The sequence below is a fragment of the Microbacterium sp. Y547 genome (genome assembly GCF_057669785.1).
Window position 1 is genome coordinate 365,259 of sequence record NZ_JBYHFN010000004.1, and the last position, 15,102, is coordinate 380,360.

13 protein-coding genes are annotated in these 15,102 nt (G+C 67.2%); 8 read left to right on the forward strand and 5 right to left on the reverse strand.

Annotation, left to right across the window (positions count from 1 at the left end; all coding sequences use genetic code 11):
* Positions 1-49: 49 nt before the first annotated feature.
* Genes AC25Y0_RS08850 through AC25Y0_RS08860 form a run of 3 tightly spaced genes read left to right on the forward strand, consistent with a single transcriptional unit; the run spans position 50 to position 3,157 of the window.
* A complete protein-coding gene (locus tag AC25Y0_RS08850; RefSeq protein ID WP_488123519.1) occupies positions 50-1,045 on the forward strand; it encodes a permease in 996 nt (331 codons plus the stop codon).
* Positions 1,035-2,366: an Ig-like domain-containing domain gene (locus AC25Y0_RS08855; RefSeq protein WP_488134519.1), complete on the forward strand. Its 1,332-nt coding sequence runs from the start codon at positions 1,035-1,037 to the stop codon at positions 2,364-2,366. Before AC25Y0_RS08850 ends, AC25Y0_RS08855 begins: the two co-directional genes overlap by 11 nt.
* Positions 2,360-3,157 carry a TIGR03943 family putative permease subunit gene (locus tag AC25Y0_RS08860; RefSeq protein WP_488134520.1) on the forward strand — a complete coding sequence of 266 codons (798 nt, stop codon included), beginning with the start codon at positions 2,360-2,362 and terminating at the stop codon, positions 3,155-3,157. The genes AC25Y0_RS08855 and AC25Y0_RS08860 overlap by 7 nt, the downstream gene beginning before the upstream one ends.
* 73 nt (positions 3,158-3,230) lie before the next feature.
* Here the strand turns inward: AC25Y0_RS08860 and AC25Y0_RS08865 are convergent, their stop codons facing one another.
* From AC25Y0_RS08865 to AC25Y0_RS08880, 4 genes are all read right to left on the reverse strand, one after another.
* Positions 3,231-4,907 carry an ABC transporter ATP-binding protein gene (locus tag AC25Y0_RS08865; RefSeq protein WP_488123516.1) on the reverse strand — a complete coding sequence of 559 codons (1,677 nt, stop codon included), beginning with the start codon at positions 4,905-4,907 and terminating at the stop codon, positions 3,231-3,233.
* The gene (locus AC25Y0_RS08870; RefSeq protein WP_488123806.1) at positions 4,904-5,980 is read right to left on the reverse strand and encodes an ABC transporter permease; all 1,077 of its coding nucleotides are present in this window, start codon (positions 5,978-5,980) and stop codon (positions 4,904-4,906) included. The genes AC25Y0_RS08865 and AC25Y0_RS08870 overlap by 4 nt, the downstream gene beginning before the upstream one ends.
* A gap of 7 nt (positions 5,981-5,987) precedes the next feature.
* Entirely contained in the window at positions 5,988-7,085 is a 1,098-nt protein-coding gene (locus tag AC25Y0_RS08875; protein ID WP_488123515.1) for an ABC transporter permease, read from the reverse strand.
* Between the two features lie 95 nt (positions 7,086-7,180).
* Complete coding sequence (locus AC25Y0_RS08880) at positions 7,181-8,827, reverse strand: ABC transporter substrate-binding protein (protein ID WP_488123514.1); 1,647 nt, start codon at positions 8,825-8,827, stop codon at positions 7,181-7,183.
* 387 nt (positions 8,828-9,214) lie between these two features.
* On the opposite strand from AC25Y0_RS08880, the gene AC25Y0_RS08885 reads away from it, so the two are divergent.
* From AC25Y0_RS08885 to AC25Y0_RS08900, 4 genes are all read left to right on the forward strand, one after another.
* The gene (locus tag AC25Y0_RS08885) at positions 9,215-11,872 is read left to right on the forward strand and encodes a M6 family metalloprotease domain-containing protein (protein ID WP_488134521.1); all 2,658 of its coding nucleotides are present in this window, start codon (positions 9,215-9,217) and stop codon (positions 11,870-11,872) included.
* 161 nt (positions 11,873-12,033) lie between these two features.
* Positions 12,034-12,627, forward strand: a complete 594-nt coding sequence (locus AC25Y0_RS08890) for a hypothetical protein (protein ID WP_488134522.1) — start codon at positions 12,034-12,036, stop codon at positions 12,625-12,627.
* A gap of 95 nt (positions 12,628-12,722) precedes the next feature.
* Complete coding sequence (locus AC25Y0_RS08895) at positions 12,723-13,184, forward strand: hypothetical protein (RefSeq protein ID WP_488123511.1); 462 nt, start codon at positions 12,723-12,725, stop codon at positions 13,182-13,184.
* Positions 13,181-13,729 carry a TlpA family protein disulfide reductase gene (locus AC25Y0_RS08900; RefSeq protein ID WP_488123510.1) on the forward strand — a complete coding sequence of 183 codons (549 nt, stop codon included), beginning with the start codon at positions 13,181-13,183 and terminating at the stop codon, positions 13,727-13,729. Before AC25Y0_RS08895 ends, AC25Y0_RS08900 begins: the two co-directional genes overlap by 4 nt.
* A 4-nt stretch (positions 13,730-13,733) precedes the next feature.
* On the opposite strand, the gene AC25Y0_RS08905 is transcribed toward AC25Y0_RS08900, so the two are convergent.
* Entirely contained in the window at positions 13,734-14,264 is a 531-nt protein-coding gene (locus AC25Y0_RS08905; protein WP_488123509.1) for a ribonuclease H family protein, read from the reverse strand.
* 146 nt (positions 14,265-14,410) lie between these two features.
* Here AC25Y0_RS08905 and AC25Y0_RS08910 point away from each other — a divergent pair, with 146 nt between their 5' ends.
* Entirely contained in the window at positions 14,411-15,085 is a 675-nt protein-coding gene (locus AC25Y0_RS08910) for a GntR family transcriptional regulator (protein WP_488134523.1), read from the forward strand.
* Positions 15,086-15,102: the final 17 nt, after the last annotated feature.

The window sequence follows — 15,102 nt, forward strand, 5'->3', positions numbered from 1 at the left end:
GTGACGGCGGCGTGCGGGAGCGCTCTTCCCGGAACGCTATGATTCTGCTGTGCGCGCCCTCCCCCCGACGCGACGCGCGCCCGTCGTGGTCGCGCTCGCGCTCGCCCTCGCAGCCTTCGTCGTCGGCATCCGCTGGATCGCCCCCGATGCGATTCCGCTGCCGGATGCCGGTCAGGATTTCCTCACGCTCGGCATGAGCGTCGTGATCGAGTCCGTCCCGTTCGTGATGCTCGGGATCATCCTCTCGGTCGTCGTCCAGGTCTGGCTGCCCGCGGGCATCCTGATTCGCTGGCTGCCGCGCAACGGGATCCTGCGGCGCGCCTTCATCTCGCTGTTCGGCATGTTCTTCCCCGTGTGCGAGTGCGGCAATGTGCCGCTGGCGCGAGGGTTCATCCTGCGCGGATTCACCGTCGCGGAGTCGATCACGTTCCTCGTGGCCGCCCCGATTCTCAACCCCGTCACGATCATCACGACGCATCAGGCCTTCGGCTGGGACGACCACATCCTCGTCGCCCGGCTCGTGGGCGGATTCCTCATCGCGAATCTCCTGGGGTGGCTGTTCAGCAGGCACCCGAACCCCGAGCAGCTGCTCACAACGTCGTTCCAAGCGGTCTGCGCGACTGACCAGGACACGCACGGGGGATCCCGCTGGGCACGGAGCATCGAGATATTCATCCGCGAGACGAGCAGCATCATGCCGGTGCTGCTCATCGGGTCCTTCATCGCCGCGGCGATCCAGGTGTTCGTCCCCCGTGATGTCCTCGTCGCCGTGGGATCCGACCCCGTCCTGTCGATCTTCGCGATGATCCTCCTCGCCCTGATCGTGTCGGTCTGCTCGAACGTCGACGCCTTCTTCGTCCTGGGGTTCGCCGGGACGTTCCTGCCGGGAGCGATCGCCGCCTTCTTGATCTTCGGCCCGATCATCGACGTGAAGATGATCGCCCTCATGCGCACGACCTTCACGACGCGCACGATCGTCACCATCGCCGCGGTGACCACCCTGGTCAGTGTCGGCATCGGGCTGGTGATCAACCTTGTCGCCTGATGCGCCCCGCTCCGAGCGCGCTTACCGGCGGGCGCTGTGGGTCATCGTGGGTTCGCTCGGGGCCTTCGCCGTTGTGGCCGGCGCGCTCAACGTCGTCGCCCCCCTTCGGGTCACCGGGGCGTCGGTTGCTCCCGAGGCGCTCGTGTCGTTCTCTCGGCAGAGTGTCGTCATCGACACGAACCGGCAGCTGTCCGAAGTCGCAGACGCCGATGTGCGCGTGGATCCACCCGTCTCGGCGAGCGCCCGCGTCGCCGCGGACAAGGTCGCCGTGGACTTCGCCGAGCGGCTGGACTACGACACCGATTACACCGTCACCGTGGATGCCACGGCCCGGGACGGTCGCCAGGCGGTCCTGACGACGCGCTTTCGCACCCCGCCGGCGCAGATGTATCTGTTGAGCGAGATCGGCGAGGGTGGCGAGCAGGACATCCTGCGGGCCACGCTCGGCGACGAGGAACCCGAATCGGTATACCGCGCGAGCGGGATCACCGCGTACGCGGTCTCTGCGGGCACCCTCGCCGTGGCCCGCGCCGACCGCACCGGGAACGTGCTCGAAGTCGTGCCGAGCGGCGGCGGAGGCGTCAGCGAATTGCGCCTTCCGGGCGAGGGGACGATCACGGACATCGCCCTGTCCAGTGACGGCGGGACCGTCGGCTACCTCTTCACGTCCGTCGCGTCGGATGCCTTCCGCCAATCGCGCGCGCTCGTGGTGCAGATGGTGGATCCGGATTCCGAGCCACAGTATGTCACCGACCTCGAGGGCGAGATCCCGAGCGTGGATCGCTGGAGTTTTCTTCCACAGCGAGGCGACGTGATCGCGCATCTGATGAGCGGCGATCTGATCGCCGCGAACCCGTTGGCAGGCACAGACCCCACTCCGCTCGGCCGCGCCGCGGTGCTCTACGGAGCCTCTGACGATGTGCGGCGCACGGTGATCGACCCGGGCGACGGGGTGCTGAGCTATTTCGATCTCGTCGATGGCAGCACCCGCCCCGCGCCGTCGTCGCTGGAGGGCATCGGGGACAGGACCCATGTCTCGAAGGTCGATGTCATCCCTGACACCGATCTGCTGTTGGAGTGGCGACTGATCTTCGACGGCGCCGCGGCCGCGCCGCGTGAGGTGCTGCGCGAGGTCGATGACGCGGGAACGGCGCGCACCGTGTTCGATGCGTCGGAGGACGGTGCGGCGCTCGTGGCCACCTCACTGTCCCCGAACGGCGAGTACGTCGCCGTCGAGGTGCTGCCCGCGCGCACGCATATCGTCGAACGCGCGACGGGTCGCATCGTCACGACCTGGGAGGGAAGAGGGGCGCGATGGTGAACGCAGATATCACCCACGACCACGACGACCACGACGCCCACGCGGAGACGAGTCTCCCGGCGCTCGTCACGCGCTGGCATGGCGTCGTGCTCAGCCTGGTGCTGGCGACGATCACGATCGTCCTCGGCGTGACCGGTCAGCTCGGCCTGTACATCCATCCCCGCTACTTCGTCTTCACCATCGTGCTCGCCGTGGCCGCACTGCTCTTCGTTGCCGGTGCGCTCGTATGGCGAGGGCACCTGCACGAGGACCGTCGGCCGACTGCGCGGGGGATCGCCACGACAATCGGCACGCTGGTGACCACCGGCGCCCTCACGGCCGCGATGGTCGTCGTGCCGCCGGCGAGCCTCTCCGCATCGAGTGCATCACAGCGCTCGATGAGCGGGGACGGTGCGCCCATCGTCTTCGACGGATCCGCATCGATGGACCTCATCAGCACCGGTTCGGCTGATCTGCTCAGTCTCGGTGACTGGGCGACGCTGATGGCCCGCCAGACCGATGCCGGCTACTTCGCCGGCATGACCGCCACGGTGTCGGGCTTCGTCATGCCCGCCGAGAACAAGGCTGACGTTTTCCTGCTCTCTCGCTTCAAAGTCACGTGCTGCACGGTGGATGCCCAGCCCGTCAGTGTGCCGGTGCGCCTCGAGGGCTGGGCCGAGGAGTTCCCGGTCGACGGGTGGGTCGAGGCCACCGTGCGCTTCGTGCCCGCCGACGAGGACGGCGCCGGAGTCGTCTTGGACCCGGTCGAGATCCAGCAGATCGATGAACCCGCGGAGCCCTACGAATACTGACCCTCGATAGACGAGGCCACCGACAGAGATGCCCCGGACCGCTGGTCCGGGGCATCTCTGTCGGTGTGCGCTGTTACGACGCCGTGAGCGAGGCGAGCAGTTCGCGCCGCTGGCGCTGCTCGACGGGGTCGGGAACGGGCAGGGACGCCAGCAGGCGCTGCGTGTAGGCAGCCTTCGGCGCGTGCAGGATCTGCGCGTTCGGTCCCTCGTCCACGAGCTTGCCGCGATGAAGCACGCCGATGCGATCGGCGAGCAGGTCGACGACGGCGAGGTCGTGGCTGATGAACAGCGCCGCGAACTTGTACTCGCGCTGCAGCTCGGTGAACAGGTCCAGCACGCGGGCCTGCACCGATACGTCCAGGGCAGACGTCGGCTCGTCGGCGATCAGCAGCTCGGGCTCGAGCGCGAGTCCGCGGGCCAGGCTCGCGCGCTGACGCTGTCCTCCGGACAGCTCGTGCGGGTAGCGATCACCGTAGGCACGCGGCAGCTGCACGGCCTCGAGGAGCTCGTCGACACGTGCACGCGCGGCTTCGGGGTTGCGTGCACGACCGTGGATGACCAGCGGCTCGGCGACGCACTCGGCGATCGTCAGCAGCGGGTTGAAGCTGGACGCCGGGTCCTGGAAGACGAACCCGATCCGGCTGCGCAGCGGCTTGAACGTGCGCTCGCGGACGCGGTACATCTCGGTGCCGAGCACCTTGAGCGAGCCGCCCGTGATCTTGGTCAGACCGCCGATCGCGCGACCGGTGGTCGTCTTGCCCGAGCCGGACTCGCCGACGAGACCGAGCACTTCACCGGGACGGATCTCGAACGAGATACCGTCCACGGCCACGAACGGGGGCTTGCCCATCCGCCCCGGGAACTCGATGCGCATGTCCTTGGCCACGACGACCGGTTCGGCGGCGGGGTCGGGCACGAAGCGCTCGCGCTCGCTGACCTCAGCGGGACGGATGCGGGGGACGGCGGCCAGGAGCTTCTTGGTGTAGTCGGCCTTCGGCGCGGTGAAGAGCTCATGGACCGTCGCCTGCTCGACGACATCGCCCTGGTACATCACCACGACGCGGTCGGCGAGGTCGGCGACGACACCCATGTTGTGGGTGATGAGCACGATCCCCGTGTTGAACTCGTCGCGGCAGCGGCGCAGCAGGTCGAGGATCTCAGCCTGCACGGTCACATCGAGCGCCGTCGTGGGCTCGTCGGCGACGATGAGTCCGGGATCGAGCACGAGCGCCATCGCGATCACGACGCGCTGCTTCTGCCCGCCCGAGAACTGGTGCGGGTAGTAGTCGACGCGGGTTTCCGGGTCGGGGATGCCGACGCGGCGCAGGATGTCGATCGCCTGGCGGCGCGCTTCCTTCGAGCTCATCCGCGTGTGTGCGCGGAGTCCCTCGATGATCTGCCACCCCACCGTGTAGACGGGGTTGAGCGCGGTCGAGGGCTCCTGGAAGACCATCGCCACATCGGTGCCGCGGACGCTGCGCAGGGTCTGTTTGTTGGCGCCGAGGATCTCGGTGTGCGAGGACCCGTCTTTGCTCGTGAGCACGACCGCTCCGTGAGCCGTCGCCGTCTCGGGCAGCAGCCCCAGGATCGTCTTGGCAGTGACCGACTTGCCCGAGCCCGACTCGCCGACGATCGCGACGACCTCGCCGCGCGCGACCGTCAGTGAGACATCATTGACGGCCTTGACGGCGCCCGCGTCCGTGGCGAACGAGACGCCCAGGTTGGTGATGTCGACGACGCTGTTGCTCACGAGCGTTCTCCGATTCCGTGGTTTTCGAACGATTCGCCGTCTTCGAGACCCTTGAGGCCGCCGGGGCCTGCCGTGAGCGGGCCACCGGGGACGACCGAGGTCTCGGCGACGAGGCCGGCGGCCTTCGCGACGCGGCGACGGCCGCGAAGACGCGGGTCGGCCAAGTCGTTGAGGCTCTCACCGACCAGGGTGATGCCCAGGACGACGAGCACGATGGCAAGACCCGGGAAGAGGGCCGTCCACCAGATGCCGCTCGTGACGTCGGACATCGCCTTGTTGAGGTCGTAACCCCACTCGGAGGCTGCCGTCGGCTCGATGCCGAACCCGAGGAAGCCGAGGCCCGCGAGGGTCAGGATCGCCTCGGACGAGTTCAGCGTGATGATCAGCGGCAGCGTGCGGGTTGCGTTGCGCAGCACGTGACGGAACATGATGCGACGGTTCGACGCGCCGAGCATCTTGGCCGACTCGACGTACGCCTCCGCTTTGATCCGGACGGTTTCTGCGCGGATGACCCGGAAGTACTGCGGGATGAAGACGACCGTGATCGAGATCGCCGCCGCCATCACACCGCCGATGAGGCTCGACTGCCCGCCCGAGATCACGATCGACATGACGATCGCGAGAAGGAGCGAGGGGAACGCGTAGATGGCGTCGCAGACGACGACCAGGACGCGGTCGACCCAGCCGCCGAGATACCCGGAGACGAGTCCGAGGAGCACCCCGATGAAGATCGACAGCGCTACGGCGACGACGATCACCAGGAGTGCGGTCTGGGCGCCCCAGATGACGCGCGACAGCACGTCGTAACCGCCGACGGTCGTTCCGAGCAGGTGTTCGCCGGACGGCGGCTGCTGTGCACCGAAGACGCCGTCTTCGCCGCGGCGCTGGTTGAAGCTGAACGGCGAGATGTACGGAGCCAGCAGTGCCGTCAGGATGAAGATGAACGTGATGACGAGGCCCGCGATGAGCATGCCGCGCTGGAGTCCGACGGACTGGCGCAGCTGGTGCACCACCGGCAGGCGGCTCAGGAGCGACTGCTTCTGACGGGGCGGGAGGGGAACGGTGGTGGTCATCGTCATGTCAGTACCTCACTCGCGGGTCGATGATCGCCGCGACGATGTCGACGAGGAAGTTGGTGAGCGCGACGATCACCGCGAGCAGCACGACGATGCCCTGCACGGCGACGAAGTCGCGTGATTGGAGGAACTGGGCGAGCATGAACCCGAGCCCCTTCCACTCGAACGTCGTCTCGGTGAGGACAGCGCCACCCAGCAGGAGCGCGATCTGCATGCCGATGACGGTGATGATCGGGATGAGCGCCGGCCGGAACGCATGCTTGCGCACGAGGCGGAGCTCGCTCACGCCGCGCGAGCGAGCGGCATCCACGTAATCGGTGGACAGCGTGCCGATCATGTTGGTGCGCACGAGGCGGAGGAAGACGCCGGCCGTGAGCAGGCCGAGCGCGATCGCCGGGAGGACAGCGTGTGAGAGCACGTCGGCGATGACGGCCGGATTGCCCGTGCGGAAGGCGTCGATCGTGTAGAAGCCCGAGGAGTCATCCAAGCGCATCATCTGCAGTTCCGCCCCCGTGGAGGCCCGGCCGGCGACCGGGAGCCACTTCAGCCACACGGCGAAGACGAGCTTGAGCAGGAGACCCGAGAAGAAGACGGGAGTGGCGTAGAAGAGGATCGCCGACACGCGCAAGACGGCGTCCTGACCGCGGTCGCGGTAGTACGCGGCCACGGCGCCGAGCGGGACGCCCACGATCAGCGCCACGATGACGGAGAAGAAGACGAGCTCGAACGTCGCCGGACCGTAGGTGACCAGCACCTCGGCCACGGGGCGGTTCGTGGTCAGCGTCGTTCCGAGGTCGAAGCGCAGCAGCTGACCGAGGTACTCGAAGTACTGCTGCCATAGCGGCCGGTCATAGCCGGCAGCTGCGATCAGTTCAGCGAGTTTGTCTGGGGGGAGACGTCCGCCCTGAGCGGCGGTGATGGGGTCACCGGTCGTGCGCATGAGCACGAACACCAGGGTGACGAGGATGAAGATCGTGGGGAAGATCAGCAGGAAGCGGATCAGGATATAGCGCCACAGGCTGCCACCGGAGGAACGTGTCTTCTTCTGGCGTGTGCTCCGTGGAGACGCCGGCGCCTCTTGCGGGGTTGCCGTCGTGGTCATGGGGTCGGATCCTCGGGTCGGATGGGGCTGGCAAGAAAATAAGGAGGTGGTCCGACGTGGTCGGACCACCTCCTCTCAGACTGAACGCGGAGCGATCAGCCCTTGGTGATAACGCCGTAGCGGAACTTGAACGTCGGGTCGAGAGTGTTCTCGACGCCCGACACGTCCGTGCCCGTCACTGCGTTCTGAGCGAACGCGATGTAGGGGAGCGTGGACAGTTCGCCCGCGACGACTTCCTGGATCTCCTCGATGAGCGCAAGACGCTCGTCGAAGTCGATCGTCGAGCCCTGCTGCTTGAGCAGCGCGTCGACGTCGGCGTTCGAGTAGTGGTTCGCGAGGAAGTTCTCCGTGGCGAAGAACGGCGTCAGGTAGTTGTCAGGGTCAGCGTAGTCCGGGAACCAGCCGAGCTGGTAGATCGGGTACGCGTCCGCGACGCGGTCTTTCGAGTAGGTGACCCACTCGGTGGACTGGATGTTCGTCGTGAACAGACCGCTCGAGTCCAGGCTGTCCTTGATGACGGCGTACTCGTCACCCGACGAGGGGCCGTAACGCTCAGCGACGTACTGGATGTTGAGCTCGACGGGCGTCGCGACACCAGCGGCCTCGAGGACTGCCGTGGCCTTGTCGACGTCGGGCGCACCGTTGCCGTCGCCGTACGCGTCGCGCAGCGACACGGTGGCGCCGGGGACACCCTCGGGCAGGTACGAGTACAGGGGCTCAACGGTGCCCTTGTAGACCTGCTCGGCGATGGCGTCACGGTCGATCACGTTGGCGATGGCCTGACGGACGGCGAGAGCCTTCGCCGGGTCAGCCTCGGGCGTGGTGGCGCCGTAGGGCATCGTGTTGAAGTTGAAGACGAGGTAGCGGATCTCTCCACCCGGGCCGTCGACGACCTTGACGTTGTCGTTGCCGCGGAGGTCGTCGATGTCGGTGGCCGACAGCGTACGGTTCGCGACGTCGATGTTGCCTTCCTGGACGTCGAGCTTCAGGTTCGAGGCGTCGGTGTAGTACTTGACGTTGACCTCAGAGGTCAGCGGCGCACCGAGGAGGCCGTTGTAGCTGTCGTTCGCCTTGTACGAGATCAGGTTGTTGAAGTCGTAGCTCTCGATGACGTACTGACCGGCGAACGGCTGGGCCGCGACGATCTCGTCGTCCGAAAGCGCCTCATCGGCCGGGAAGACCTCTTCGTCGACGATCGGGCCGGCGGGGCTCGAAAGCACCTGGGGCCAGGTCTGGTCGTTCTCGGACGTGAGCGTGAAGACGACCGTCAGGTCATCCGGGGCCTCAACCGACTCGAGCGCGCCGAGCAGGTAGGACGGGCCGGTCTCGGACGCGATCGCCAGCTGGCGGTCGAACGAGAACTTGACGTCGGACGACGTCAGCTCGTTGCCGTTGGCGAAGGTCAGGCCCTCCTTGAGGGTGACCGTGTACTCGTTCGGCGCCGTGAACTCGGCCGACTCTGCGATGTCGGGCTTGACCTCGGCGTCGCCGGGGACCGAGTTCATGAGGAACGGGTAGATCTGGTTCATGACCGTGAAGGACCCGTTGTCGTAGGCGTTCGCGGGGTCGAGGGCCGTCACCTGCTCGGTCGTACCGATGGTGATGGCCTCACCGCCCGTGTTGCCCTCGTCGGTGCCATCGGGCGTCGATCCACCGGCGCATCCGGCGAGAACGAGGGCAAATGCCGCCGCTCCACCGAGGCCGATGACGATGCGACGACCAGTAGTCGTAGCGGTTGCCATGCTTCTCCTGTCTGCAAGGGTTCAGCGCTGAAGGACGAGACCACAGAAGCAGCCTCGCGCGCTGTGTGACGTATCAGTCCTATCACAGCGATTTCTCGCGGTTTCGGACGTATGCGGAACCGTAACATCGCGCTCCGGAGGGGTTGCGCGCGAACGGATGCTGTTAACGCATAATAACCGCGAAACGACGCGGGACTTGCCGGTAGATGCGGCACTCATCACTCTTTCCGAAGAGTACAGTCCACTTTTCCCGATTCCCAGGGGCCCTGAGTGCGTGACATGCTACAAGTCACACGTGTGTGCCTTTCTGGGGGTAACGCTGCCCACGGGTGCGGAGGCGCACGCACCAAGAATCAGAGGAGTGATCTCTTGACATCACCACGCCGAATGCGTTCGCGCAGCTGGCGCGCAGGGCTTGCCGCCACGGCCGCCCTCAGTGTCGTCATGACCGGCGCCATCGCCGGCCAGGCAGCCACTGCAGCGCCCGCCGACCCGATCATCGACCCGTCGGTGCTCGAGCCGGTCGACCCGCAGAATTGGGTCAACATGGACGACATGACGACGGAGGACTACGTTCCCGTTCCGAACACCGACTGGGCGAACGACACCGAAGGCAGCCTGACGACCTTCAACGGTGCCATCGTTCTGCTCGACTTCACGGACCAGCCGTTCGTCGTGACGCAGGAGCCTGAGTCCGACGCGTTCAAGAACCCGACCGCGGGCTTCGAACCGGTCGCTCGTGAGGACGTGCCGCAGTTCTACCTCGACCTGCTCAACAAGCCGAGCGAGCTGAACAACGGTCAGACGCTCAACGACTACTGGATGGAGCAGTCCGGCGGCCGCATCAGCGTCCAGATGGAGGCCTTCGGCCCCTACCAGATGCCGGGCAAGATCCACGAGTACGGCCTGAACGACAGCTTCAACCGCCCGAACGCTGCGTTCTGCCCGCAGGGCGACACCTGCAACAAGGTCATCCGCACCGACGCGAACCGTCTGTGGTCTGCTGACCTCGAGGTCGCCGACCCGCTGACGCAGTTCGACCAGGTCTTCTACATCACGGCCGGCCAGGACGAGTCCTCGACGTGGGAAGAGTTCGGTCAGATGATGTTCGCCACGCCCGAAGACGTGCCGGACGCGTTCGGCCCGCCCCGTGACGAGAACGGCTTCGCGCCGGATCAGAACGGCAACAACATGGCCAACTGGGCCAAGACGCGCTACATCCCTTGGACGTCGTGGAAGGCAGCGATCAGCCACTGGCCGAACGCCAACTTCCCGACCGCGACCCGCGCCGGCAACTCGACGCAGGCCGAGTCCTCGGGTATGGGAACGTTCGCGCACGAGTTCGCGCACATCCTCGAGATCGCGGACAACTACGGAAACCCGTACGGCACGGATGCCGCTGACGGCGGACCGCTGCGCGACACCTCCGGTCCGTTCGACATCATGGCCCGCGGTTCGTTCAACGGCCCCGGTGGCACGCACACGCGCTGGCACATCCCCTCGGTGCAGGGTGGCTCCGCCCCCGCCGGCGTTGCTCTGCGCAACCGTCTGAACCTCGGCATCATCGGCGAAGACAACGTGCTGCAGACCTCGACGACCGAGATCGCCGCCAAGGGCTCGATCACGGCGAACATCCTCAGCCGCGCCGTCATGCAGGAGAACCGCCTCACGGGCATCAACCTCGCGCTCGACGGTGGCGACAAGTCCACCGGCACGTGCACGCGCCGCGCGCAGTGGGACTGCGACGGTGGTGGCTTCAACCACTACACGCTCGAGGTCATCGACCGCATGGGCACGGACTCGTACCAGCCCGACGCCGGTGTCATGATCGCCAAGACGAAGGTTGCCGACCGCAACCCGTTCCTCTGGACGATCGACGCCAACCCGCAGGACATCGACACGCTCGACTACATCCGTGGCGACGGTGTGCCGGTTCCGATCACGCGCGGTGACCAGCGCCAGCTGAACGACGCCCTCTTCCACGCCGGGGTCAACTCCGGCTCGGAGTACGAGTACGTCGACGAACTCAACGGACTGCACTTCTACATCGAAGAGATGCGCCGCGACGAGACCGGCCTCCTCGAGTACGACGTGGCCGTTCGCTCGATCGGCAACGCCGGTCCGCAGCAGCGTGGCGTGAGCCTCGCGCAGCCGGCCATCACGGCGGGCAAGGAAGCCGTCGAGCAGGGTCAGATCGCACAGTGCGTCGTGCCGCTCACCAACACGGGCGCCGCTGTCGAGGATGCCGCTGCCAACAGCGACATCTACCGCATCTCGACGACGGTCGCGGGTGAGGGCTGGAACGCTCACACCCCGAGCGCCATCGTGACGGCAACGGCAGGCGAGACGGTCGACGTGCCGGTCTACGTCTACCGCGACGGCGAGGGCACCAACGGCGCCCGCGTCTCGGTCACGGCGACGTCTGAGAACAACCCGGCGGCGACGTCGACGATCGAGTGCGTCGTCGACACGCAGCGTCCCGAGACGAACCTCGTCTCGCCGTCGTACGTCGGCCCGCACGACGAGCTCTCCATCGAGCTCGCGTCGACCGATGACACCGGTGTTGCCACCATCACCGCGAACGTCTACCAGGGCAGCACGCTCATCAAGAGCACGTCCTCGGCTGCGGGCGGCGCCACCTCGGCGACGCACACGGCCACGGTCGCCCTCGCGGACGGTGCGTACACGCTCCGTTACAACGCGCGGGACATCGCGGGCAACGCGTCCGCGACGAAGACGTTCGACTTCACCATCGGTGACGCCGTGACGGCAGAGACGACCGCTCGCACCCTCGCGGGCAAGGTCTACCTGTCGGTGTCGGCGACGAACAACGCGACGGTGCCTGCGGACATCGAGATCACCACTGCCTACGGCTCCAAGACGTTCACGAACGTCGCCCCGGGCAAGACGGTCTCGGTCTCGGTGAACTCGCGACTGGCTTCGGTCCCGGCTGGAGAGGCGACGGTCACCTCGACCCTCGACTTCGACGGTCAGGTCGTGGTCAAGACGGCCACGGCTCCGTACGCCGCTTACCCGGCGGGCTGATAGCCCTCCTGCCGCTCCGGGGTGGGGCTTCCCACCCCGGAGCGGCACCCGCGTGGCTGCCCTGCGCCGCCCCAAGCAACAGATCTCTATCCGAAGAAGCCGCCCCTCAGCCGAGGGTCGGAATCCGCTCAAAAAAGAGGAAACAACCCGCAATGAAGAACATGACTGCCACCCGTGTGGGCGCGATGGCATTCGGCACGCTGCTGCTGGCTTCGGCCGGTGCTGCTGTCGCCACCGCTGACGAGGTCGTTGACAACGGCTCGGTGAACATCAACGTCGAGGTCACCGACCGTTACCCCTCGGGCGTGCTCGCGATGAGCGTTGCCGCGAACGAGACCTCGCTCACCGAGCAGGACTCCGGCGACCCGATGGTCCGCGAGTTCACGGGCGTGCTGCCCACCGTGACCGTCACCGACACGCGCTCTGTCGTTCCCACCACCCCCTGGTACGTGATGGGCACCGCCAGCGCCTTCACCTCCGGCACGAGCAGCATCGGTGCGGAGTTCCTCGGCTGGTCGCCGCAGACCGCTCAGGACACCGACGGTGCCGTCTCCGTCGGTGGCGACGTCGAGGGCGTCCTGGACGAGGGCCCCGGCCTGGTCGACCAGGAACTGCTCTACATGAACACCGACCAGGAAGGCACCTACGACCAGGGCTCCTGGGACGCCACCGCCGACCTGACCCTCAAGGTCGCAGCCACCGCTGCCGCCACGGGCAGCTACACCTCGGTGATGACGCTCTCGCTCTTCGAGTAAACCTTCACACGCGAGAGGCCGTGCCCCACGGGTGCGGCCTCTCCGCGTGGATCCGATGACACCCTGAATGACGGAGGCACGAAGGAACGATGGTGATGAGACGAACGACGGCCACGATCGTGGGGGCCCTCATGGTGCTTCCCCTGCTGGCGGCATGCTCCGGCGGCGCCGGGGATGGTGCCCCTGATCGGCCCCTGCAGATCGCCGTCGGCGACGGTTCGCTGCGGGCGGTGGGCGATGACTGCGCAGGCACCGGTGCGTATCGGCACATCCACGCTGGTGCCGAGGTCGTGCTGACGGATGCCTCCGGCGACGAGGCGTTCCGAGCCACGCTCACGCCCGGGGTTGCCAAGGAGGCGAGCGACATCGACTTCGAGGGGACGCCGCGCATCCCCACGATCTGCATCTTCTCCCTCGACGCCGGAAACCTCGCCGGCGATGCGACCTACGATGTCGTGGTCGCCGAGAAGTCCTACGGCTCCTTCACATACCTCCCCGACGCCGAGGGAATCCCCACGATCCTCATCCCCGAACCCGCCATGAAGGGCACGCAATGAAGCGCCGATTGACAGTCCTCGCCGCCGGTGCAACACTCGCGCTCGCACTCACCGGCTGCACCGCCGCATCGACGCTCGGCGGCGCCGACGCGCTCCCCGAGGGCACCGGATCATCGCAGGCGACGGTCGCCGAGGCTGTGCCCGCGCCGTCGTTCACCGCCGAGCTCGCCGACGGCGCCGAGGTCGACTCTGCCGACCTGTTCACGGGGCGAGTCACGCTCGTGCAGTTCATGGCGAGCTGGTGCACGCAGTGCGTCGGCCAGGCCGAGCTGCTCACCGAGGCGGCCGAAGAGCACGGCGATGACGTGCACGTCGTCTTCGTGTCGTCTGACAAGGACGACGAAGCGCTGCAGGAGTTCCTGCGCGACAACGCCGATGACGTGCCCGTCGTGATGGACCGCGACGGCCAGCTCTTCCACCGCTACGCCGTCGTCGAGCCGCCCGTGACGGCGGTCCTCGACTCTGCCGGCGGGATCGTGCGCATGTGGCCCGGTGGTGCGACCGCCGAGCAGCTCGACGACGAACTCGCCGCGCTCCTCGAATAGGGGCTCAGCGCCCGTTCTTCGGAGCCACCGACACATCGATGCGCTCCTGTGCGCCGAGCGATGACCATTCGCTCGCGATGCCCTTAGCGGCGTGCTCCGACGCCCGCACGGCTCGCTCGTCGGCCCACGCGTTGAGCACGTGCCCGGAATGGCCGCGCACGTGCTCGAGGACGACATCGGGCAGGCCCGCCGCGCGGCGGGCGTCGCGCGCCACGATGAGCTGCTCGAGCAGGTCGATGTTCTTCGTCGGTGCCCCGCTCGAGGTCTTCCAGCCGCGGCGCCGGTGCCCGTCCATCCACTTCTCGTATGTGTCGATCGCGTAGCGGGAGTCGGCCTGCACGATGAGGTGGGCGACGTCGCGGTGGTCGTCGATGGCCTTGAGCAGGCCCATCAGCTCGCCGATGTTGTTCGTGCCGACCGGCAGCGACCCGGCGGCCCACTCGCCGTCTTCGCCGACCCACGCCCATCCGGCGGGTCCGGGATTGCCTTTGCAGGCGCCGTCGGTGGCCACGGTGTAGGGGGATGCGTCGGTCACCGAGCAAGGCTACCCGGCCGCGGCGGACGGCCGGCACCTCGCGGGCACCCCAGACGCAGTTTGTATACGCTCGGTGCCGCGAAGGGAGGCGTTATTGGCTCCTGAAGCGGTTTGTGTATACGCTAGCGGGAGGAAAGGGGGCGCCGATGCGAGCCAGTGACCGCGCGTACGCCACTCTTCTCGACGAGATCCAGTCGGGTGTCCTCGCCCCGGGAACCGTCCTCGGTGAAGTCGAACAGGCCGCCCGCCTCGGCGTCAGCCGCACGCCGCTGCGTGAAGCGCTCGGGCGCCTCGTGGCAGACGGGCTCGTCGCGCAGCAGTCGCCCCGCGTCACGGTCGTCACCGACGTCGACGCCGACGACATCCTCGAGCTGTTCGAGGTGCGGCGCGCGCTCGAAGAGACCGCCGCGCGCCTGGCCGCCCGGCGCGGAGATTCCGCCACCTTCGCCGCCCTCGCCGACGAATTCTCGCACGCCAGCCTGCGCGCCGAAGACGGCCGCGAGGCCTATTACGCGCTCATCCGGCGCTTCGACGAGGCGCTGGACGCCTCGGTCGCCAACGACTACCTGACCTCCGCGCTCCGGACGATTCGCACGCACCTCGTGCGCGTCCGACGGCTCGCGCGGGACAACCCGGCGAGGCTCGCGGCATCCGTCGACGAGCACCGCCTGATCGCATCGGCGATCGCCACGGGCGACGCCGAACTCGCTGCGCATGCGACGCACGTGCACCTGCACAATGCGCTCGCGACCATCCTCGATGCTTCGATCGGCACGACGACCGCGGGGATACCCGTCATCTCGGTCGCCGAATCGGGCTGAGCATCGCGTTCCTGAAA

What these genes read in the sequence shown, in the direction of transcription:
- AC25Y0_RS08860 (WP_488134520.1), top strand. Translation starts at nt 2,360, where the DNA reads ATGGTGAACGCAGATATCACCCACGACCACGACGACCACGACGCCCAC.
- AC25Y0_RS08870 (WP_488123806.1), bottom strand. Translation starts at nt 5,980, where the DNA reads ATGACCACCACCGTTCCCCTCCCGCCCCGTCAGAAGCAGTCGCTCCTG.
- AC25Y0_RS08875 (WP_488123515.1), bottom strand. Translation starts at nt 7,085, where the DNA reads ATGACCACGACGGCAACCCCGCAAGAGGCGCCGGCGTCTCCACGGAGC.
- AC25Y0_RS08880 (WP_488123514.1), bottom strand. Translation starts at nt 8,827, where the DNA reads ATGGCAACCGCTACGACTACTGGTCGTCGCATCGTCATCGGCCTCGGT.
- AC25Y0_RS08885 (WP_488134521.1), top strand. Translation starts at nt 9,215, where the DNA reads ATGCGTTCGCGCAGCTGGCGCGCAGGGCTTGCCGCCACGGCCGCCCTC.
- AC25Y0_RS08890 (WP_488134522.1), top strand. Translation starts at nt 12,034, where the DNA reads ATGACTGCCACCCGTGTGGGCGCGATGGCATTCGGCACGCTGCTGCTG.
- AC25Y0_RS08895 (WP_488123511.1), top strand. Translation starts at nt 12,723, where the DNA reads ATGAGACGAACGACGGCCACGATCGTGGGGGCCCTCATGGTGCTTCCC.
- AC25Y0_RS08900 (WP_488123510.1), top strand. Translation starts at nt 13,181, where the DNA reads ATGAAGCGCCGATTGACAGTCCTCGCCGCCGGTGCAACACTCGCGCTC.
- AC25Y0_RS08910 (WP_488134523.1), top strand. Translation starts at nt 14,411, where the DNA reads ATGCGAGCCAGTGACCGCGCGTACGCCACTCTTCTCGACGAGATCCAG.